Origin of the sequence: Microbacterium sp. LRZ72 (assembly GCF_033792225.1) — a bacterium.
Classification (GTDB): Bacteria; Actinomycetota; Actinomycetes; order Actinomycetales; family Microbacteriaceae; genus Microbacterium.
The window spans coordinates 56,206-75,838 of sequence record NZ_JANGEX010000012.1 but is presented as its reverse complement, the minus strand read 5'-3'; the positions used below and the strand labels follow the sequence as shown (position 1 = coordinate 75,838).

Annotated in this window: 19 protein-coding genes; 15 read left to right on the top strand and 4 right to left on the bottom strand. The window is 69.1% G+C overall.

Annotation, left to right across the window (positions count from 1 at the left end):
- Positions 1–84 precede the first annotated feature (84 nt).
- The 15 genes from M4I32_RS12030 to M4I32_RS11960 all read left to right on the top strand — a co-directional run bounded on the left by M4I32_RS12030 (position 85) and on the right by M4I32_RS11960 (position 15,231).
- Positions 85–1,638 (top strand): ABC transporter substrate-binding protein, encoded by a 1,554-nt coding sequence (locus M4I32_RS12030; RefSeq protein ID WP_319034715.1) that lies wholly within the window; start codon positions 85–87, stop codon positions 1,636–1,638.
- A 116-nt stretch (positions 1,639–1,754) separates the two neighbouring features.
- The gene (locus M4I32_RS12025) at positions 1,755–2,702 is read left to right on the top strand and encodes an ABC transporter permease (protein ID WP_319034714.1); all 948 of its coding nucleotides are present in this window, start codon (positions 1,755–1,757) and stop codon (positions 2,700–2,702) included.
- Positions 2,699–4,657 (top strand): dipeptide/oligopeptide/nickel ABC transporter permease/ATP-binding protein, encoded by a 1,959-nt coding sequence (locus M4I32_RS12020; RefSeq protein WP_319034713.1) that lies wholly within the window; start codon positions 2,699–2,701, stop codon positions 4,655–4,657. The genes M4I32_RS12025 and M4I32_RS12020 overlap by 4 nt, the downstream gene beginning before the upstream one ends.
- Positions 4,654–5,571: an ATP-binding cassette domain-containing protein gene (locus M4I32_RS12015; RefSeq protein WP_319034712.1), complete on the top strand. Its 918-nt coding sequence runs from the start codon at positions 4,654–4,656 to the stop codon at positions 5,569–5,571. Before M4I32_RS12020 ends, M4I32_RS12015 begins: the two co-directional genes overlap by 4 nt.
- 95 nt (positions 5,572–5,666) lie before the next feature.
- Positions 5,667–6,584 carry a LysR family transcriptional regulator gene (locus M4I32_RS12010; protein ID WP_319034711.1) on the top strand — a complete coding sequence of 306 codons (918 nt, stop codon included), beginning with the start codon at positions 5,667–5,669 and terminating at the stop codon, positions 6,582–6,584.
- A 115-nt stretch (positions 6,585–6,699) separates the two neighbouring features.
- Positions 6,700–8,028 (top strand): aminomethyl transferase family protein, encoded by a 1,329-nt coding sequence (locus M4I32_RS12005; protein ID WP_319034710.1) that lies wholly within the window; start codon positions 6,700–6,702, stop codon positions 8,026–8,028.
- A gap of 140 nt (positions 8,029–8,168) precedes the next feature.
- Positions 8,169–8,750 (top strand): MarR family winged helix-turn-helix transcriptional regulator, encoded by a 582-nt coding sequence (locus M4I32_RS12000; protein WP_319034709.1) that lies wholly within the window; start codon positions 8,169–8,171, stop codon positions 8,748–8,750.
- Between the two features lie 14 nt (positions 8,751–8,764).
- Positions 8,765–9,748, top strand: a complete 984-nt coding sequence (locus M4I32_RS11995; protein WP_319034708.1) for a VOC family protein — start codon at positions 8,765–8,767, stop codon at positions 9,746–9,748.
- On the top strand, positions 9,745–11,220 hold the full coding sequence (locus M4I32_RS11990) for an NAD-dependent succinate-semialdehyde dehydrogenase (protein WP_319034707.1): 1,476 nt from the start codon (positions 9,745–9,747) through the stop codon (positions 11,218–11,220). Before M4I32_RS11995 ends, M4I32_RS11990 begins: the two co-directional genes overlap by 4 nt.
- 18 nt (positions 11,221–11,238) lie before the next feature.
- A complete protein-coding gene (locus M4I32_RS11985) occupies positions 11,239–12,078 on the top strand; it encodes a fumarylacetoacetate hydrolase family protein (protein ID WP_319034706.1) in 840 nt (279 codons plus the stop codon).
- Positions 12,075–12,530, top strand: coding sequence for a VOC family protein (locus M4I32_RS11980; protein ID WP_319034705.1), 456 nt, complete (start codon positions 12,075–12,077; stop codon positions 12,528–12,530). Before M4I32_RS11985 ends, M4I32_RS11980 begins: the two co-directional genes overlap by 4 nt.
- 69 nt (positions 12,531–12,599) lie before the next feature.
- Positions 12,600–13,370: an alpha/beta hydrolase gene (locus M4I32_RS11975; protein ID WP_319034704.1), complete on the top strand. Its 771-nt coding sequence runs from the start codon at positions 12,600–12,602 to the stop codon at positions 13,368–13,370.
- A gap of 1 nt (position 13,371) precedes the next feature.
- Positions 13,372–13,836: a GlcG/HbpS family heme-binding protein gene (locus tag M4I32_RS11970; RefSeq protein WP_319034703.1), complete on the top strand. Its 465-nt coding sequence runs from the start codon at positions 13,372–13,374 to the stop codon at positions 13,834–13,836.
- 13 nt (positions 13,837–13,849) lie between these two features.
- Positions 13,850–14,902: a hypothetical protein gene (locus tag M4I32_RS11965; protein ID WP_319034702.1), complete on the top strand. Its 1,053-nt coding sequence runs from the start codon at positions 13,850–13,852 to the stop codon at positions 14,900–14,902.
- Positions 14,899–15,231, top strand: a complete 333-nt coding sequence (locus M4I32_RS11960) for a putative quinol monooxygenase (RefSeq protein WP_319034701.1) — start codon at positions 14,899–14,901, stop codon at positions 15,229–15,231. Before M4I32_RS11965 ends, M4I32_RS11960 begins: the two co-directional genes overlap by 4 nt.
- A 6-nt stretch (positions 15,232–15,237) precedes the next feature.
- Here M4I32_RS11960 and M4I32_RS11955 read toward each other — a convergent pair whose 3' ends face one another.
- Genes M4I32_RS11955 through M4I32_RS11940 form a run of 4 tightly spaced genes read right to left on the bottom strand, consistent with a single transcriptional unit; the run spans position 15,238 to position 19,625 of the window.
- Positions 15,238–16,521 carry an MFS transporter gene (locus tag M4I32_RS11955; protein WP_319034700.1) on the bottom strand — a complete coding sequence of 428 codons (1,284 nt, stop codon included), beginning with the start codon at positions 16,519–16,521 and terminating at the stop codon, positions 15,238–15,240.
- The gene (locus tag M4I32_RS11950) at positions 16,518–16,964 is read right to left on the bottom strand and encodes a flavodoxin domain-containing protein (protein WP_319034699.1); all 447 of its coding nucleotides are present in this window, start codon (positions 16,962–16,964) and stop codon (positions 16,518–16,520) included. The genes M4I32_RS11955 and M4I32_RS11950 overlap by 4 nt, the downstream gene beginning before the upstream one ends.
- A 10-nt stretch (positions 16,965–16,974) precedes the next feature.
- Positions 16,975–18,183, bottom strand: a complete 1,209-nt coding sequence (gene lhgO, locus M4I32_RS11945; protein WP_319034698.1) for an L-2-hydroxyglutarate oxidase — start codon at positions 18,181–18,183, stop codon at positions 16,975–16,977.
- On the bottom strand, positions 18,180–19,625 hold the full coding sequence (locus M4I32_RS11940; RefSeq protein WP_319034697.1) for an aldehyde dehydrogenase family protein: 1,446 nt from the start codon (positions 19,623–19,625) through the stop codon (positions 18,180–18,182). Before M4I32_RS11940 ends, lhgO begins: the two co-directional genes overlap by 4 nt.
- Positions 19,626–19,633: the final 8 nt, after the last annotated feature.

The window sequence follows — 19,633 nt, the reverse complement described above, 5'->3', positions numbered from 1 at the left end:
GTTGCTGACACCCGACGCACCACGCGGGTGGTCCACACAGTTCTGAACGACTCGTCGTTCACCTCAGACGCAAGGAGGCGTCAGATGTTGAAAAATTCACGCGCGGTCAAGTTCCTGGTTCCGTTCACCCTCGCCGGAGTCCTACTCGCCGGTTGTGCGGGCGGGGGCACCGACACGTCGGACGACTCGTCCGACTCGCAGCCGCCCTCGGAGCCCACCGGCACGCTCCGCATCAACTGGGGATCGGTGCCGAGCAGCTGGGCACCCGGTGCGCGCACCGAACCCGGCATGATGTACATCCCCTACGAGTCACTCGTCCAGCTCGGCGAGAACTACGAGATCCTTCCGAACCTCGCCACAGAATGGGTCGAGGACGAGACCTCGCTCACGCTCACGCTGCGTGACGACGTCACGTTCCACGACGGCACCCCCTTCAACGCGGAGGCGGTCAAGACGAACATCGAGTATGTCCGGGACAACCCCGGTTCCTACTCCGGGCCGCTGCAGGTCGTGGAATCCGTCGAGGTCGTCGACGAGTACACCGTTCAGATCAACTTCTCGGCCCCGGCGCCGTCGTTCCTGACGATGCTGACGCGCAACAACGTGCTCATCGCGAGCCCCGCGGCGATCGAGGACGGGTCCATCGTGGAGAACCCGGTGGGTACCGGCCCGTGGGCCTATGACGCCGGCTCCTCCGTCGAGGGAACGCGGTGGATGTTCACCCTCAACGAGGACTACTGGGGCGAGCAGGTGTACTTCGAGAACGTCGAGGCGTTCGGCATCGAGGACGACACGGCCGCCGTCGGCGCCCTCCTCAACGACGAGATCGCCGTCACCGACGTCGAGAACGATCAGCAGCCGCGCATCGAGGGTGTCGCCAACATCGACTCCTACGAGTACCCGGCCGTCCGCAACAACGTCGTGTTCTTCGACCGCGCGCCCGGCGGGGTCTTCGGCGACGCGAACGTGCGCAAGGCGATGTGCTACGCCATGGACGTCGCAGGGCTCACGGAGGTGCCCAACCAGAGCCTCATCGATTCCCCGCAGCAGCACTTCCTCGAGGGCGACCCCGGGTACAACCCCGACATCGCCGGATATCCGCCGAACCTGGAGGAAGCCCAGGCGGTGCTGGACGGAGCAACGGTCGAGGCGACGTTCCCCGCCGCTGTCTTCCTCAAGGGTCAGCTGGAGTACCTCGCCGACAACATGAACCAACTGGACGGTGTTGAGGTGTCGGTGCAGGACCTTGCGATCCCTGACTTCCAGTCGACGTGGAACAGCGGCCAGTACGCCCTGGGCGTCGGCCAGAACGCCGAGATGACGCCGTTCGACTGGTATCAGGCCTGGTTCGCTGAGGACTCGGGACAGAACCCCTCCGGCTACGAGAGCCCCGAGCTGAAGGCGGCGGCGGATGCCGCGATCGCTGCGGGAAGCTCGGAGGAGGCGGACGCCCTGTGGCAGGAGGTCATGAAGGTCATCATCGACGACGAGGCCCTCGCCTGCGCCTTCGCCGTCGGCGGCCAGACGATCGGCTGGGACACCAACGACGTCGCCGGTGTGCAGCCGCCGCCCTCGCTGCCCTACTCGGTGAACGTGGTCGACTACCGCAGCATCTACCCCGTCACGTCCGAGGAGTAGGAACGTGTCCGGGACGCCTCGCTCGAGGCGCCCCGGACACTCCCGGATGATCACATGACACGACCTTCGAAGGAGAACATGATGGAACGGCGAACGGTGGGGCGGAGGGCCCCCGGATGCTGAAGCTCATCGGCTACCGCCTCGCTCTCGCTGTTCCGCAGCTCCTGGTCATCTCTCTGCTGATCTTCCTGCTGACGTACATGGTGCCCGGCAGTGTCGCGGCGGCGATCCTCGGGGAGGCTGCCGCGACACCCGCCGCGATCGCCGCGGTGGAAGAGCAATTGGGCCTGAACCGCCCTCTGGTCGAGCGACTGGGTGACTACTACGCCGGCCTCTTCCAGGGAGACCTCGGCACGTCGCTGCTGTCGAACCAGGACGTCTCCACCCTCATCGCGGCCCGGCTGCCGGCGACGCTGTCGCTGGTGGGCTCGGGGCTGCTGTTCGCCGTCCTCTTCGGGGTGTCCGCCGGTCTGTTCGCCGGAGTGCGCGCCGGGCAGGTGCGCGACCGCGCCGTCACCGGCGTCACCGCCGTCATCCAGTCCATCCCGGAGTTCTGGGTGGGTCTGATCCTCGTGCTCGTCTTCGTCATCACACTGGGCTGGTTCCCGGTCGTCGCGTGGACCCCACCGGACGTGAACGCCGCCGCCTGGCTGCGGGGTCTGATCCTGCCGGCCGTCGCGCTCGGGGCGGGCGCCTTCGCCCTCATCGCCCGACAGACCCGAACGGCGATCGCCGAGGCGCTCGCGTCGCGCTACGTCGACACCCTCACCGCCGCGGGAGTCTCGCGCCGGCGGGTCGTCTGGAAGTACGCGCTCAAGAACGCCATGGTGCCGGTGCTCGCCGCGTCGGGACTGGCCGTCAGCATCCTGATCGGCACCAGCCTCGTGATGGAACGGGTCTTCTCGTTCCCGGGGCTGGGCACCCTCATGCTGGGCAGCGTGCTCGGCAAGGACTTCCCCGTGGTGCAGGGCGTCGCCCTCGTCATCGCCATCATCGTCATCTCCGTCAACCTCGTGATCGACATCCTTTACGGCGTCATCAACCCGAAGGCGCGACCCGCATGAGCTCTCCCCTCACCCTCCCGCTCAAGTCTCCGGCCATCAAGCGGCGTCCGCCGGCGCGCAATGGCCTGCGCGTCATCAAACGACTGCTCCGCCAGCCGCTCACCCTCGTTGCGATGGCGTGGATCCTCGTCGTCATCATCGCGGCCATCTTCGCGCCAGTCCTCGCGCCCTATGACCCGACCGACAACGACTTCGTCTCGATCCTGCAGGGACCCAGCGCGGAGCACTGGCTCGGCACCGACGAGAACGGTCGTGACGTCCTCAGTCGCATGCTGTACGGAGCGCAGATCGCGCTGCTTGTCGGCACCGGGTCCGTGCTCGTCGCGATGGCGATCGGCGTGCCGCTCGGTCTTCTGCTCGGCTTCCGCGGCGCGTGGTGGGACCGTCTGGGTACCCGCGTCATCGACATCTTCGACGCCCTCCCGGGCATCGTGATCGCCTTCGCGGTCATTGCGATCCTCGACCGCGGCCTCGGATCGATCATGCTCGCGATCGGCATCATGTTCTCGATGAGCTTCGCCCGCATGGCGCGCGCGATCACGCTGGCCGAGAGGTCGAAACTGTACATCGACGCCGCCCGTGTCTCGGGTCTGCGCGAGAGCGCCATCGTCTTCAAGCAGGTGCTGCCCAACCTGGCCGGCCCGTTGATCGTGCAGGCGGCGATCCTCACCGGCGCCGCCATCATCATCGAGTCGGCGCTGAGCTTCCTCGGCATCGGGCTCTCGTCGTCGATTCCCTCCTGGGGTGGGCTGCTCGGCGTCGCCGCGGGTGTGCAGGCAGTGCAGCCCTTCCTCGCCTTCCCGCCCGGCATCGCGATCATCCTCACCGTGCTCGCGTTCAACCTCGTCGGCGACGGCCTGAACGAGGCGATCACCGGCCGGCGCCGCACCCGCAGGGTGACGCGCAAGGTGCGCAAGGAGCGCGAGGCGGCCGAGGCGCAGGCGCGCGAGGAGACCCCGGCCTGGGCGGGACCGACGGATCCCGAGAACGTGCTCGAGACCCGCAGCGTCTCGGTCGAGCTTGAGGAGCCCAGCGGCGACATCCCCCTCATCCGGGACGTCACGCTCACCGTCCGGCGTGGCGAAGTGGTCGGCGTGCTCGGCGAGTCCGGGTCCGGCAAGTCGATGTTCACCCGCGCGGTGCTGGGGCTGCTGCCCGCCGGCACCCACCTCGGGGCCGGCGAGGTCATCCTCGACGGCGAGAACATCGCCCACCGCGACGAGAAGCAGCTGCGCGGCATCCGCGGGCGCAAGGTCGCCGCCGTCTTCCAAGACCCGATGGCCGCACTCTCGCCCGTCCACACGATCGGCACCCAGGTCGTCGAGACGCTGCGCGCGCACTTCCCCATGTCGAAGGCGGAGGCGAGGGAGCGGGCTGCGGCCCTCCTCGACCGCGTCGGCGTGCGCGACGCGGAGAGCCGGCTCGACGACTACCCGCATCAGTTCTCGGGCGGGATGGCTCAGCGCGTCGGCATTGCGATCGCGCTGGCGGCCGAGCCGCAGCTGCTGATCGCCGACGAGGCGACGTCCGCGCTCGACGTCACGACACAGGCCCAGGTGATCGACCTGCTTCTCGAGCTCAAAGACGAGATGAACATGGCGATCCTGCTCATCACGCACGACCTCGGCGTCGTCGCGGAGTCCTGTGACCGGGTCGCGGTGATGTACGCCGGCGAGATCGTCGAGGTTGCCGAGGTTCAGAACCTCTTCCACCATCCGCAGCATCCCTACACGGCCGCGCTGCTGGCGGCGAACCCGACCAAGGAGGGAGAGGACCGCAAGCTCGCGGTCATCCCCGGCCAGGTGCCGCTCGCCGGCCAGTGGCCGAACGGCTGCCACTTCGCGACGCGGTGCGCGTTCGCCCGTCCGGAGTGCACCGGTGCACCCGTCGAGTTCATCAACGGCGTGCGGTGCGTGCGCGCAGACTCGCTCGTCCTCGAGGAGGTCGCAAAATGAGCACAGCCACTCCCGCCACCGGGCCCGGGGCTACGGCCACGGCCACGAAGCCACTGCTGTCGGTGAAGGACCTCGACCTGGCCTACGACAAGCCGAGCTTCTTTCCGTGGATCAAGAAGAAGACGACGATCGTCAAGGGTGTCAGCTTCGACATCGCACCCGGCGAGACGCTGGGTCTCGTGGGTGAGTCCGGCTCGGGGAAGAGCACGACGGGGCGCGCCATCCTACGGATGATGGAGGTCGATGGCGGCACCATCCGCTTCGACGAGCGCGACGTCACCGGATTCGGCAAGCGCACGCCGCTGTCGTACCGGCGCGAAGTGCAGGCCGTCTTCCAGGACCCGGCGTCGTCGTTGAACCCGCGACTGCCCGTATCGAGCGCGCTGACAGACGCCATGAAACGGCACGGGATCGGCGACTCCGCCGAGGAGCGGGAGCGGCGCGCGGCCACGGTCTTCGACCAGGTGGGCTTGCAGGCTGCGCATCTGACCCGCTACCCGTTCGAGCTCTCCGGCGGTCAGCAGCAGCGGGTGGCGATCGCGCGGGCGCTCGTGCTCGAACCCAAGCTCATCGTGTGCGACGAGGCGGTCAGCGCGCTCGACCTGTCGACGCAGAGCCAGATCATCAACCTTCTCGCCGACCTGCAGGACCGGACCGGGCTCAGCTACCTCTTCGTGGCGCATGACCTCGCCATCGTGCGCCACATCTCCCATCGGATCGCCGTCATGCAGAAGGGGCGGATCGTCGAGCTGGCCGACACGCACTCGATCTTCGAGCACCCGCAGCATCCGTACACGCGCCGTCTCATCGGCGCGAGTCCCGCGGATCACCCGGAAGGCCGTGACGAGCGCCGCGCTCGCCGCCGGGAGTTCCGGCTCATGCGCGAGACCGGCCTGGGCGAGCTCGACGAGTAGAGAGAGCGTCTCGGCTCAGCCCTCCATCGGGGAACGGCGAGCCCGGCAACCTAGAATGGCGGAGGCGTTTCGCAGTCGCCATCGAGGAGGATGCCATGGACCGCCTGGTCGTGATGAAGACGTTCGTCACCGTCGCGAAGTCGTCCAGCTTCAGCGGGGCGGCGCGCGAGCTCGGGATCTCGGGTTCGCTCGTCTCCCGGCACGTCGCAGACCTCGAGCGGCAGGTCGGCGTGCGCCTGGTCAACCGCACAGCCCGCTCGGTCAGTCTGACGGATGCCGGTCACCGCTACGCCGAGTTCGCCGGCCGCATCCTGGGTGAGATCGAGGAGGAGGACAGCTCGCTCGCCCACGCTCGCGATGTCGCCGAGGGCGCGCTCTCGGTCATCTGTCCCAAGTGGATCGGAACGCTCGACGTCGGCGACGCGATCGCCGCCTTCGTGCGCGAGCACCCCAAGATCCAGGTGCGCTTCGAGCTCGGCGGCATGTCCGACCGCAACTACGACTTCCTCGATCGCGGCTACGACGTGGCCTTCCACACGAGGGACCTGCGCGATTCGAGCGTGCTCGTGCGGCGGGTATCCGAGCTGCCGTTCGTCCTGGCCGCCTCGGCCGAGTACGTCCGGCGCCGCGGCCTGCCCACGGGGGTCGCCGAGCTGAGCGACTTCGACTGCCTGCTGCACCCGAACGACCCCGTGTGGCGGCTGGGAGCCGGCATGGAGACGCTGCACCACAAGGTGCACGAGCCTTCGGCCGTGGCGAACTCGTACCTCGTCATTCAGAAGCTGGTGCACGAAGGCTGCGGTATCGGTCTCATACCGCTGCGTCCCGTGGCCGACCAGCTGGCCTCGGGAGAGCTGGTCGAGATCCTCCCCGAATTCCACCCGCCGTCGCGTTCGCTCTACGCCGTGCACGGCCCCGGCGGCAAGACTCCCGAGCGCGTGCGGGTCTTCCTGGACTTCATGACCGACTGGTTCCGCAGTCGTGTCGTCGCTCGCGGCGCGTCGGCCGCCTAGCACCTGGTGAGGCCGATTTCCTGAGGGGATCCTCGGTCGGCTGCGCTCGTCGCCGGATGCCGATAGTGTGAGATGGCTGAAACAAGCGAAGCCCCCCGACGATGAGAGGCTCCCCATGTCTGTTCCCACGCTCCAGGACGCCATCGATTCCGCCGGCTCTCCGATGCACCTCCTCTGGAAGCCGAGCGCCGCGCCGTGGACCGGTCCGCGCGTACCGGCAGAGTTCTCCGGCTGGGCCGAGGAGCAGGCCGCGTGGCACCGCTCGGTGGCGCTCTTCGACCTTTCGTTCCACATGTCCGACCTCTTCATCGAGGGTGCGGATGCGGTACGCCTTCTCGGCGACGTCAGCGCCAACCGCTACGAACCCTTCGCCGTCGGGCAGGCGAAGCAGTTCGTCCCCGTGGGACCGGGCGGCCGGATCATCGGCGACGGCATCCTGCTGCGCACGGGGGAGGAATCGTTCGTGCTGACGGGGCCACGCCCGGCCCAGAACTGGGTGCAGTACCACGCCGAGACCGGCGACTACCGGGTACGGCTGGAGACGGACCCGGACATGGGTCGGCGGGACGGCGAGGATCCGCGGCTCTGCCGCTTCCAGCTTCAAGGTCCGCGTGCTCTGGAAGTGGTTGATCGCGCGTTCGGCGGCCCCCTCCCGGCGGTGAAGTTCTTCCACTCGAGCGAGGTCGAGTTGGATGGGCGCCCGATTCGAGCGCTCCGTCACGGGATGGCGGGAGCAGCGGGGTACGAGTTCATCGGGGACTTCGCCGACTACGACCGCTTCAAGAGCGCCCTCCTCGCCGCCGGGCGCGAGTCCGCCCTCGTTCAGGTGGGCGCGCTCGCATACTCGACGACTCCGGTCGAGAGCGGATGGATAGCCTCGCCCCAGCCGGCGATCTACCTCGACGAGGATCTCGAAGACTACCGGCGCTGGTTGAGCGCGTTCTCTTTCGAAGGGCAGCGCCCGATCCACGGCAGCTGGTACTCCGACGACATCGAGGACTATTACCTTTCCCCGTGGGAACTCGGCTACGCCCGCTCCATCTCATTTGACAACGACTTCATCGGCAGGGATGCGCTGCGGGCTGACGGGGGTGACGCGCGACGCGTGAAGGTGACGCTCGAGTTCGACCCGACCGAGTCGCGCGCCGTCTTCGGCGATGGCTTCTTCAACGACCGGGGCATCCACCGGGTCGAGTCGGACGGTCGTCTCGTCGGTGTCACGCACCACATCTCGGCGATCGGCGACAAGCACCTCGGGCTCGCGCTCGTGGATGCATCGGTCTCGAGGCCGGGATCGCGCGTCGAACTCGTGTGGGGCGAGCATCCCGGCCCGGACGCGTCGCCGGACGCGGCACTCGGCTTCGCGCGGCTCGTGGGGACCGTGCAGACCTCGCCCTATGACGAGTACGCCCGAACGACCTACCGCAGCGCGATCGGCGCGTGACCGGGCCGCTCGGCGTCGAGGACTGACCGCGCGGCGGGCCGCGGCGGAGCCGGCAGGAGACTGCCGCGATAGCTGAGCGTGGGACACCCTTGCCCGATATTGATGATTATGTTTTAATAATCAATATCGCGAGGAGGCGTATGGACGACGACACGGGCAACGACCCCGACTTCGTGCTGCTCGCCGAGCTCGTCGTCGACATCGCGCGCGAGATCCGGGTCCGCTCCGATCTGACGACGCCGATCGTCTCTCTCACGCCCACCCAGAGCCAGGTCATGCGCTACGTGCACACCTACCCCGGGTGCTCGGCTTCGGACATCGCCGATGGCAGCGGGCTGCGCCGGGCGAACGTCAGCACGGCGCTGCGCGAGCTGCGGGGACGCGGCTACCTCACCTCGCAGCGTGACGAGACGGACGGCCGCTCGATCCGCATCTACGCCACGGCCCGCGCCGATGAGAATCTCGCCCGCCTGCGTGAGGCGTGGTCCGCGCTCATCGCCCAGGCGTGGCGGCAGGGGGCGACGGGCGGCTCGGCCGAGCTCGTCGACGTACTGAGCGGACTGGCGCAGGTGCGCGCGGGCCTCACTGCAGACCGCGCAATGAAAGCGTTCGAACACGGGGGTCGTGGTGAGTCCGCCGTGGGCGAAGAATCGACGGTGTCCCCGGGTGCGGCACGCGGCGCGAGTTCCGCCGCGCGATCCGTTGACACCACCTCTTCCTGAAGGGACGGATATCAATGGCGATCGAACGTATCGAATCCGTGGTCTACGGCGTCGACGACCTCGATGAGTGCACGCGCTTCTTCCAGGACTTCGGCCTCGAGCTTCTCGAGCAGCGACCGGACCGCGTGACCTTCACGACCCAGGTCAAGCAGATCCTCGAACTGCGCCGCATCGACGACCCGTCGCTGCCCGCCTCGGTCGAGAGCACACCCGGCATCCGCGAGGTCGTCTGGGGAGTCGACTCGCAGGAGGCCCTCGACGGCATCGTCGAGAACCTGCGGACCGACCGAGAGGTCGTGGTCGATGACGCTGGCGTGGCGCACACCTACGACGAGACGGGCTTCGGCATCGGCTTCGCCGTGACGCACCCCGAGCAGCTGGACTACGACCCGCGGCGCTACAACAGCTCGGGGCGGGTGGAGCGCTGGAACGAGGCGCACGGCGAGATCAAGGATGTGCGGCCCATCCGTGTCTGCCACGTGGCGCTGAACATCCCGAAGGAAGGGCGCGAGAAGGCCTGGGCCTTCTACCTCGATCGCCTGAACTTCCACGCGACCGACATCGTCAAGCCGATGGGTGTCTTCATGCAGGTGGAGGGCGACGACGACCAGCACAACTTCCTGCTCTGCCACCGCCCCGACAAGGCGGGCACGAACCACACCTCGTGGGAGGTCTCCGGCTTCGACGACGTGATCGAGGGCGGCAACCACATGATCGAGAAGGGGTGGCGCGAGGCGCGTCGCCTCGGCCGGCACACCGTGGGCTCCAACGTCTTCCGGTTCATCCACAGCCCCGCCGGCGGGCGCGTCGAGTACGCGGCCGACATGGACCGCGTCGACGACGCGTACGGCACACGCGTGCACGACGAGACCCCGCCGCACCACATCTGGGTGCTCGAGACGAATCGCGATCGCGAGCAGGGCACGCTGCCCGGCCGCGAGGGCGTCGCCGAGCCGGCACCCCAACCCGCATCCGCATCCGCGAAAGGCGCACAATGACGATCACCACCGAGGCCCCCACGCGGGCCGCTGAGATCTACTCCCGGGCGCACCTGGGGCTCTACATCGACGGTGCCTGGCGCGAAGGCGCCGCCGGTCGCACGTTCGACGTGCTCAACCCCGTCGATGACCAGGTCATCGGTCAGGTGCCGCGCGCCGAGGCGAGCGACCTCGACGACGCCCTCGCCGCCGCCGAGCGTGCCTTCCCTGCCTGGCGCGACACGCCGGCGTTCGAGAAGAGCCGCATCCTGATGAAGGCCGTCGCGCTGCTGCGCGAGCGGGCGGACGAGATCGGCACGCTGATGGCGATCGAGCAGGGCAAGCCGCGCAAGGACGCGGTGACCGAGGTCATGCGGGTCTCGGGCACGCTCGAGTGGTGCGCACAGGAGACGCGCCGGCTGTACGGGCGCATCATCCCCACCGACGTCGACACCTCGCTGACGGTGCGCTACGAGCCGGTCGGCGTCGTCGGCGCGATCGTGCCGTGGAACTTTCCGGCCGGATCGCCGATGCGCAAGATGTCCGCGGCGATCGCGGCCGGCTGCTCCCTCGTCATCAAGGCCTCGCAGGAGGTGCCGGCGACGGTCTGCGCCATCGCGCAGGTGTTCCACGACGCGGGCCTTCCGGCCGGCGTGCTGAACCTGGTCTTCGGCCGCGGCGCCGAGACGGCCCAGCACCTCATCGACGCGAAGCAGACGCGCTTGATCGCCTTCACGGGATCGGTGCCCGTCGGCAAGGAGCTGAACGCCCGGGCCGGCGCGCTGATGAAGCCCACCATCATGGAGCTGGGCGGACACGCCCCGGTCATCGTGTCGGCCGACGCCGATCCGATCCAGGCCGCACGTCGCGCGTCCGCCGCCAAGTGGGCGAACGGCGGCCAGGTGTGCACGTCACCGAGCCGCTTCTTCGTCCACGAGAGCATCGTCGAGGAGTTCACCGCCGAGATGGTGCGGCTGGCGAAGGAGCTCAAGGTGGGCGACCCGCTCGACGAGGACGTGACGATGGGACCGCTCATCAACGCCAAGCGGGTGGATGCGACCGAGCACCTCGTGCAGGATGCTGTCGCGCACGGCGCCACGATCGCGTTCGGCGGAGAGCGGCTCGGCGACCGCGGCTACTTCTACGCACCGACGATCCTCACGAACGTGCCGCTGGATGCCGAGGTGATGTCGGAGGAGCCGTTCGGCCCCATCGCGCCGATCACCTCCTTCAGCGACCTCGACGAGGCGATCGCCACCGCGAATTCGCTGCCGTTCGGGCTCGCGGCCTACGGCTTCACCGAGTCGGCCGCGACGGCCGACATCCTCGCCCGCGGCTTCGAAGCCGGCATCCTCTCGATCAACCACTGCGGCGGTTCGGTCACCGAGGCGCCCTCCGGCGGAGTGAAGGAGAGCGGCCTTGGCCGGGAGTCGGGTCCCGAGGGTGTGCAGGCGTACCTGATCACCAAGCGCGTCAGCCACAAGCTGCGCTGAGAGAAGAACGACACGAGGATGCGATACGCACGGTGCGAGCGGCAGGGACGCGAGTTCTTCGCCGCGGTGGAGGACGACGAGGTCGTCGAGGTCTCGGAGCTGCCCTTCGACGGCGCCGACCCGCGGCCGAACGGCCGACGCCACGCGCTCGATGAGGTCACGCTGCTGCCGCCGGTGATGCCCGGAACGTTCTACGCCGCGGGCTTCAACTACAAGGCGCACAACCGTCACCACGAGGATCTCGGCTACGACCCTGTCAAGGTCGGTCCGCACCCCGAGGTGGGCTATCGGGCGCAGAGCGCGCTCGTCGGCCACGGCGCCGGCATCCTCAAGCCCGCGGACGTCGAAGGCCGCTTCGAGACCGAGGCCGAGGTCGTCGCCGTCATCGGACGCGCCATCAAGCACGCCACGCGCGCGGAGGCCCAGCAGGCCGTGTTCGGCTGGACGATCGGCAACGACGTCAGCGCCCGCACCTGGCAGCACGCCGATCGCACGTTCTGGCGGGCGAAGAACGCCGACAGCTTCAAGCCGATGGGGCCGTGGATCGAGACCGGCGTCGATCCGCTCACGTCGACGACCACCGTGCGCCGCAACGGCGTCGTGGATGCATCGTTCGCGACGGGGGACATGATCTTCGACCCCTACGACTTCATCGTCGAGATGACGAAGTACATCACCCTCCGACCCGGCGACGTGCTCTGGATGGGCGCGGACGGCAACACGTCGATGGATGTCGGCGACGTCATCGACATCGAGATCACCGGGATCGGAACACTCACCAACACCGTGGTGGCCTCCCGGCCCCACACCGTCGTCGGCGAGACCGCCGGCACCGACACAGAAAGGATGCTGTCATGAGCATCACTGAGACGAGCGAAGGCCCCACTCACGTGGCGGGCGGCTTCAGCCTGCCGGAGCCGAAGTTCGACGCCGAGGGGCGAAGCGTCGAGCCGAAGTACATCCATCACGTCAACTTCCCCACCACGAACGTCGACCGCACGGTCGAGTGGTACACGAAGGTCTTCGGCCTCAAGCGCGTCATGCCCAAGAGCAACACGCGCGTCGTGCTGATGACCAAGGGCCGGTTCGACATGCACTTCACCCCGGTCGAGGAGATGGATCGCATGTCGCCGTACCACTTCGCGGTGGAGGTCGAGGACTGGGACGGCTTCCTCGGGCACCTCGACGACCTCGGCATCCGTCACACGCGACCGGTCGAGCGCCCCGAGAACCAGTCGAAGTTCTGCTACATCCACGACCCCGACCACACGATGATCGAGCTCGTCTACCACGGCAAGCGTCCCGCGTAGACCGAAGCTCGCCCCGCTCGCCGGCACGGAGCCGGCGTGTCACTACCCCTGCCCTGAGGAGGCACACGTATGCCCATCGTCGACAACGACGGCACCGCCATCTACTACGAGGTGCACGGCGAAGGCTCGCCCGTCGTCTTCGTGCACGGCTCCGGTGGCCATCACGCCGCCTGGTGGCAGCAGGTCGTCGCGCTCCGCGACGAGCACACCGTGGTCACCCTCGACCTGCGGGGTTTCGGCAATTCCGACGAGGACGAGGCCTTCGACAGCCTCAACTTTCCCGGCGACATCGTCGCGGTGCTCGAGGACGCCGACCTGACGGACGCCGTGCTGCTCGGTCAGTCCATCGGCGCCGCGGCGGCGCTGAAGGCTGCGCTGCGGGTGCCCGAGCGCATTCGGGGCGTGATCCTGGCGCACTCGCTCGGAGGCATCGACGCTCCCGAGGTAACGCCGCTGGTCAAGGCCGACCGGGCCGAGGCCGAGAAGCTGCCGGTCATCGACCGTCTGCTGACGAAGTCCTTCCGCGAGCACGAACCGGCGAAGACGTTCCTGTTCACGCAGATGGGCACGTTCAACAAGGCGCGGATGCAGGATCTGCGCAACCTGGCGACGGACGGGCCCACGGTCGCGGACGTCGCCGCCGCCGGCATCCGCCTCGCCTTCCTGGCGGGGGAGAAGGACGCCGTCATCAGCCCCGCGACGGTCACCCGCGCGCACGAGCTCGTCGAGGGCTCGCTGCTCGAGGTCGTCGAGGGCGCGCCGCACTCGATGTACTGGGAGACGCCCGACCAGTTCAATGCGGCGGTCAAGAAACTCATCGACCTACTGGGAGGGAACTGACATGGCCAATGTCATGCAAGAGGACGCCGAGAAGATCATGGCGATCGCGGAGCGCGAAGCGCTGCGCATCGGCAAGGGGCTCAGTATCGCGGTCGTCGATTCCGGCGGCTTCATCGTCAGCATCCGCCGCTTCGACGGCGCCCGCCCGATGACGCCGCTCATCGCGCTGTCGAAGGCGTACACGTCGGCGGTCATGCAGCGGCCGAGCGGCATGCTCAAGCCCTGGTCGAACTCGGATCCCGTGTTCTTCAGCCAGGTGGCCACGATGGGCAACTTCCCGATCGTCGCCACGGGCGGTGGCGTGACCCTCAAGCGCGACGGCGAGTTCGTCGGCGGCGTGGGCGTGTCGGGCGGCACTCCCCAGGAGGACGAGGAACTGGCTCAGGCCGTGATCGCCGAGCTGGGCTACGACACCGATTTCGCCGAGTGGGCGGGCGCCAAGGGCGCCGCCGACGGCAAGCACTGAGAAGGGACCGACGATGGCCAATCTGTTCACGTACCGGATCGACAATCACGGCGACAACGTGCGCCCCCAGACGATCCAGGATGCGCGTCACAAGTTCCGCGCCAAGGAGATCTCTGAGGAGGAGCGCCGCGAGGTCGAGGATGCCGCGATCCTCGAGTTCCTCAGCTACCAGCGCCACCTGACGCTCTCGTGCCTCAGCGACGGCGGCTACCGCAACGGCGACTACCGCAGTCCTGTGCTGCAGTCCGTCGCGGGCTTCGTGCGCGTGCCCGACGCGAAGTACGCCGACGGGCTCGGCGTCTGGACGGTCGACGCGCCGCTCAAGCCGAGAAAGCCGATCGCCTCGGATGCGGCCGACTTCCTGCTGGAGAACACGAGCTTTCCCGTCAAGGTCAAGCTGCCCTCCGCGGCGCATCTCGCGGCGCACACCTATTCCGACCAGACCGTGCGCGCGTACCCGGGTGCATCGGCCCTCGGCGACGCGATCGCCGAGCTGCTGCGCGACGAGATCGAGCACCTGTTGGAGATCGGCGTGGCGTTCGTGCAGCTCGACAACCCGGACTACTCCGCCTACCTCGCCGGTGGCGGACCGGAGGAGCTCACCTTCGAGCAGGCGGTCGAGATCGACAACGCGGTCGTCGCCGGACTCGAGAAGGAGGAGCACCAGAAGATCGCGCTGACGATCGGCTGGGGCGACGACCTCGACGCCGCCGTCGACGTCGCCCGTGCCGAGAAGCTGTTCGCCTCGGACTACGACAAGTTCACCTTCCCGTACCACACGGATGCCGCCGTGGCGCAGGATCTGCCGCGGCTGGTGCCGGACGAGAAGCAGATCGCGCTCGGCATCGTATCGGCGGAGGACCCCGCCCTCGAGGACATCTCGACGGTCATGGCTCGCCTCGACCGTGCGCTCGAACAGCACGACTACGACCGGATCGGGCTGCTGCCGCACCGCGGCTTCCAGCCCATCCACTACAACCCGGCTCCCATGACCATCGAGGAGCAGCGCAAGAAGCTCGAACTGGTCGAGACCTTCGCGACGATGATCTGGGGCAACGAGGCGTGAGCGCCGCGGCGCTGGATGCGGGCACGACGATCGTCGTCGCCCGCATCCATCCCCTCCCCGGCCAGGAGAAGCAGGCGGAGGCCGCGGTCACCCGCGCCGCGCCCGGCATCCTGGCGGAGGAGGGGTGCGAGTACTACGCCCCCCACCGGGCCGCCGACGGCACGATCGTGATCGTCGAGAAGTGGAGTTCGCGCGCCGCGCTCGAGGCGCACAGCACGGGCGAGGCGGTGGGCGTGCTGCGGTCCGGACTGCAGGGTCTGACCGCAGCGGCGACCGAGGTGACCGCGCTGAACCCGCTCGATGTCGCGGGCGACGGCGCACGTCTCTGACCCCGCTCAGTGGTGCGGCCGGTGCGGCACGTAGCGCGGCACCGAGAGGAGAAAGCCCACGGCGCCGAGCAGCCCGGCCACGCCGATCACGCCCGTGGCGACCGACAGCGACGCCAGGGCGGTGACGGCGGAGACGGTCAGGGGCGCGGCAGCTCCGCCGGCGTCCGTCAGGGTGCGCCACGAGCCGAGGAAGGGCGCGGGCGCACTCGCGGGCGCGACATCCGCGCCGAGGGTCATCAGGATGCCGGCGGACAGGCCGTTGCCGACGCCGACCAGGACGGCCGCCGCAATGAACCAGGCCGTCGACGAGTCGAGGTCGTGGGTGAAGGCGAGCCCGAAGAAGGCACCGCCCATGAGCACCATCGACGGGAGAGCGGCCCACAGCCGGCCCCAGCGATCCATGATCTGACCGCTCGAGTAGAACAGGCCGAACTCGAGTGCGCCGGTGATGCCCACGATGAGGGCGATCGTCGCGGCATCCAGCTCGAGCGAGACTCCCCACAGGGGCAGCAGATAGACCCGCGCCTGGCGCATGGCCGACATCGCCGCCGCGGGCACGCCCAGCCGGGCGAGCACGCCCCGATACCGCCACATGGTGACGAAGACGCCCCCCGGTGGGTCGGCGGGGCCGCTCGCGCCCGCCTGCGGCGGACCAGGCCGCGCGGGGGCCACAGGGGTCATCCCCGCTGCCGACAGCTCCTCCTCGGGGTCCTTGCCGATGAGGACGAGGGCGATGAGAGCGACCAGGCATCCGGCGAAGAACCATGCCACGGCCCGCTCGCCGGCACCGAGTGCCAGGATGGCGGCCGCCAGGAACGGCCCGGTGAACATGCCCAGGCGGAACGATCCGCCGAGCACCGACAGCGCCCGGGCGCGGTAGGCCAGCGGCACCCGCGTGGTCATGAAGGCGTGGCGGGCCAGCCCGAACGCCGAGGCGCACAGCCCGATGCCGAAGACCGAGACCATCAGCCACGCCACGGTCGGCGCGAACACCACGCCGAGCGATCCGGCCAGGGCGAGACCGCCGGCGATCGCCATGGTGCGCCGCTCCCCGATCCGGGCCACCAGCCATCCGGCCGGCAGATTGCCGATCAGGCGCGCGACGACGAGGGTCGAGGCGACGAGCGCCGCCTGCGCGATGCTCGCTCCGAGCGACTCGGCGATCACGGGCAGCAGCGGCAGGAGCGCGCCTTCGCCGAGCCCGAACAGCAGTGTCGGACCGTAGATCATCGGAGCGAAACGCCACAGCATCCGCCGTGTTGCCGCCACCGTGCGGGCGTCGGACGTCATTCGGGCAGCTCGTCCAGGATCTCCCTCGCCCACTCGACGCCCAGGTCGACGTGGCTCTGACGGGTCATGACGTCGTGCTCGCCGAAACGGCCCACGCGCTCGGCCCCGAGGCGCTGCAGGAGCGCGTCGAACTGCGTCGCGCCGGCGTTGTAGCTCTTCTCGTACGAGGTGTCGCCGAGTCCGAAGACGGCGTATCGCACGCCCGAGAGGTCCGGTGCGGCGGCGTCGAGGTCGTCGTGCAGGAACTGGGCGAAGCCGGGCAGCTCGCCGCCGCCGTGCGTCGAGCAGACGATCAGGTAGAACGTGTCCGCGCTCAGGTCGTCCGGAGCCGCATCCGCCATGTTCACGACGGCCACGCCGCGCTCGGGCATCGCCTTGGCGATGGCCACGGCGATGTCTTCGGCGTTGCCGGATTCGGTTCCGTACAGGGCGGTGATCTGCATGAGCGGCGGGTCAGGCGTCGATACGCGACAGGTAGTGGTCGATGACGTACTGGGCGATGGCGATCGAGCTCGTGGCGGCCGGCGACGGGGCGTTGCGCAGCAGCGTCACCGGGCCGACCTGGTCGACGGCGAAGTCGTCGAGCAGCTCGCCGCCGCGGCCCCACGCTTGCGCCCGCACGCCCGCCGCGGTCTTGGCCGTGAGGTCGCTCATGCGCAGCTCGGGGATGAACCGCCGGGCCTTCTGGTAGTAGAGCGGCTTGACCAGCGATCCGCTGATCTCGTCGACGCCCATGCGCCAGTGCTGCTTGGCCAGCGGCCAGGCCCCGGGCCACCGCAGCGATTCCAGCGTGTCCTTCGGCGACACGCGCAGCCACTTGTAGCCCTCGCGTGCGAGGGCCGGCACGGCGTTCGGTCCGACGTGGATCTCGTCGTAGACGCCGCGGGTGAAGTGCACGCCGAGGAACGGGAAGCGGGGGTCGGGGACGGGGTAGATCATCCCGCGCACCAGGTCGCCGCGCGCCGGCTCCAGCTCCCAGTACTCGCCGCGGAACGGCAGGATCTTGGGCGAGGAGTCGGCACCGACGAGCTTCGCGACGATGTCGGACTGCAGGCCGGCGCAGGCGATCACGCGGTCGAAGACGTGCTCGCCCGAGGGCGTGATCACGCGCACCGTGCCGTTCTCGAGGCGGATGCCGGTGACCTCGCTGTGCAGGGCGATGTGTCCGCCCGCCGCGCGCACGTCCTGCGCCATCGCCTCGGTGATGGCGGCGTAGTCGACGGCGGCGGTGTGCGGCGAGTGGACGGCGGCGACGCCCGCGACATGGGGCTCGATCTCGTGCAGCCGGTCGACGTCGTCGATGCGCACCAGGTCGGGCACGCCGTTCTCGATGGAGCGGCGCTCGATCTCGGCGAGCGCCGGCAGCTCGGACTCGTCGACGGCGACGACGAGCTTGCCCACCTCGCGGTAGGGCAGGCCCTTCTCCTCGCAGAACTCGCGGATCGACACGCGGCCGGCGGCGCACAGTGTCGCCTTGAGCGAACCCGGCTTGTAGTACAGGCCCGCGTGCACGACTCCCGAGTTGTGGCCTGTCTGGTGCGCGGCCAGCCGCGCCTCCTTCTCGAGCACGGTCACCTCGCCCGCACCCCGTGCCATGAGCTCGCGCGCGAGGGCGACCCCGACGATGCCTCCGCCGATGATCCCGATGCGTTCCCCGGTCATGCCCCCGACCTCACTGCCGCCGTCTTGACGCGCGAGTAGAACCGTAGCGCCTCCGAGCCCTGTTCCTTGAACGGGGAGCCGGAGTCCTTGAATCCGCCGAACGGGTGGTGGATGTCCCAGCCGATCGTGGGCTGGTTCACCGACACCTGTCCGGTGTCGGCCTCGTCGATGAAGCGGTTCGCCGACGCCAGGCTCTCGGTGAAGACGGCGCTCGAGAGTCCGTACACCGAGTCGTTCACCGCGGCGATCGCCTCGTCGAACCCGTCGACCTCGATCATTCCGAGCACCGGGCCGAACACCTCTTCGCGCCAGAGGGAGTTCTGGCGGTCGAACGCGAGCAGCACCGGCTGCACGAAGGCGCCGCGCTCGGTCAGGCCCGGCTCGAGCGTGGGAGCGCTGATCACGCTCGCCCCTTCGGCCAGGCCGCGCTCGACGCGCGACTGGATGTCGGCTTGGGCTGCCCGGCTGACGACGGGACCGAGGTCGACACCGTCGGCGTCACCCGCGCCGACCCGGAGGGCGCCGACCCGTTCCGCGATCTTCGTGCGCAGCGCGTCGGCGACGCGCCGGTCGACGATCAGGCGGCTCGTGGCGGTGCACCGCTGGCCCGCCTGGCCGAACGCGCCGGTCATGATGACCGACACGGCGAGGTCGAGATCGGCGTCGGCGAGGACGACGGCGGCGTTCTTGCCGCCCATCTCGGTCTGCACGCGCACGGCGCGACCGGCCAGTCGGCGCTGCAGCTCGAGGCCGACCGGCGTGGATCCCGTGAACGAGACGGCGCGCACCCGGTGGTCGTCGACGAGGGCGTCGCCGATCTCGGAGCCACGCCCCGTCACCGTGTTGAGCACACCCGCGGGAACACCCGCGCGGTGCAGGATCTCGGCCAGGCGCAGCGTGATCAACGGCGTCTCGGTCGCCGGCTTGATGACCACGGCGTTGCCCGCCGACAGCGCCGGCGCGAGTTTGCGCGCGGGGGTCAGGAGCGGATCGTTCCACGGCGTGATGAGCACCACGACGCCGAGGGGTTCGCGGATCTGCATCGCGTAGGTGCCGGGGCGGGCGTCGGCGATCAGCTCGCCGTACGGCTGTCGGGCCATCCCGCCGTAGTACTCGAAGAACTCCGCGGCCTTGCCCACCTCGCCCGAGGCCTCGGCCCGGGTCTTGCCCATCTCGCGCACGATCAGGTCGGTCAGCTCAGCGGCCTCGGCCCGCACCAGCGCCGCCGCGTCGATCAGCACCCGCCCGCGCGCAAGGGGACCGGTGGCACGCCAGGCCTTCGCTCCGGCCTCGGCGGCGTCGAAGACCCGTCCGAGTTCATCGCGCGTGAGCGCGGGAACCGCGCCGATGGTCTCGCCCGTGGCCGGGTTGGTCACCTCGATCTGGCGGCCGTCGGCGGGACCGACGATCTCGCCGCCGATCAGGTTTCCGAGTGTGCTCATCGTCAACG

Coding starts and splice junctions, on each gene's coding strand:
- M4I32_RS11970 (WP_319034703.1), top strand. CDS start 13,372: ATGGCCAATGTCATGCAAGAGGACGCCGAGAAGATCATGGCGATCGCG.
- M4I32_RS11980 (WP_319034705.1), top strand. CDS start 12,075: ATGAGCATCACTGAGACGAGCGAAGGCCCCACTCACGTGGCGGGCGGC.
- M4I32_RS11965 (WP_319034702.1), top strand. CDS start 13,850: ATGGCCAATCTGTTCACGTACCGGATCGACAATCACGGCGACAACGTG.
- lhgO (WP_319034698.1), bottom strand. CDS start 18,183: ATGACCGGGGAACGCATCGGGATCATCGGCGGAGGCATCGTCGGGGTC.
- M4I32_RS11950 (WP_319034699.1), bottom strand. CDS start 16,964: ATGCAGATCACCGCCCTGTACGGAACCGAATCCGGCAACGCCGAAGAC.
- M4I32_RS11940 (WP_319034697.1), bottom strand. CDS start 19,625: ATGAGCACACTCGGAAACCTGATCGGCGGCGAGATCGTCGGTCCCGCC.
- M4I32_RS12020 (WP_319034713.1), top strand. CDS start 2,699: ATGAGCTCTCCCCTCACCCTCCCGCTCAAGTCTCCGGCCATCAAGCGG.
- M4I32_RS11995 (WP_319034708.1), top strand. CDS start 8,765: ATGGCGATCGAACGTATCGAATCCGTGGTCTACGGCGTCGACGACCTC.
- M4I32_RS12030 (WP_319034715.1), top strand. CDS start 85: ATGTTGAAAAATTCACGCGCGGTCAAGTTCCTGGTTCCGTTCACCCTC.
- M4I32_RS11985 (WP_319034706.1), top strand. CDS start 11,239: ATGCGATACGCACGGTGCGAGCGGCAGGGACGCGAGTTCTTCGCCGCG.
- M4I32_RS12015 (WP_319034712.1), top strand. CDS start 4,654: ATGAGCACAGCCACTCCCGCCACCGGGCCCGGGGCTACGGCCACGGCC.
- M4I32_RS12000 (WP_319034709.1), top strand. CDS start 8,169: ATGGACGACGACACGGGCAACGACCCCGACTTCGTGCTGCTCGCCGAG.
- M4I32_RS12025 (WP_319034714.1), top strand. CDS start 1,755: ATGCTGAAGCTCATCGGCTACCGCCTCGCTCTCGCTGTTCCGCAGCTC.
- M4I32_RS11990 (WP_319034707.1), top strand. CDS start 9,745: ATGACGATCACCACCGAGGCCCCCACGCGGGCCGCTGAGATCTACTCC.
- M4I32_RS11955 (WP_319034700.1), bottom strand. CDS start 16,521: ATGACGTCCGACGCCCGCACGGTGGCGGCAACACGGCGGATGCTGTGG.
- M4I32_RS12005 (WP_319034710.1), top strand. CDS start 6,700: ATGTCTGTTCCCACGCTCCAGGACGCCATCGATTCCGCCGGCTCTCCG.
- M4I32_RS12010 (WP_319034711.1), top strand. CDS start 5,667: ATGGACCGCCTGGTCGTGATGAAGACGTTCGTCACCGTCGCGAAGTCG.
- M4I32_RS11975 (WP_319034704.1), top strand. CDS start 12,600: ATGCCCATCGTCGACAACGACGGCACCGCCATCTACTACGAGGTGCAC.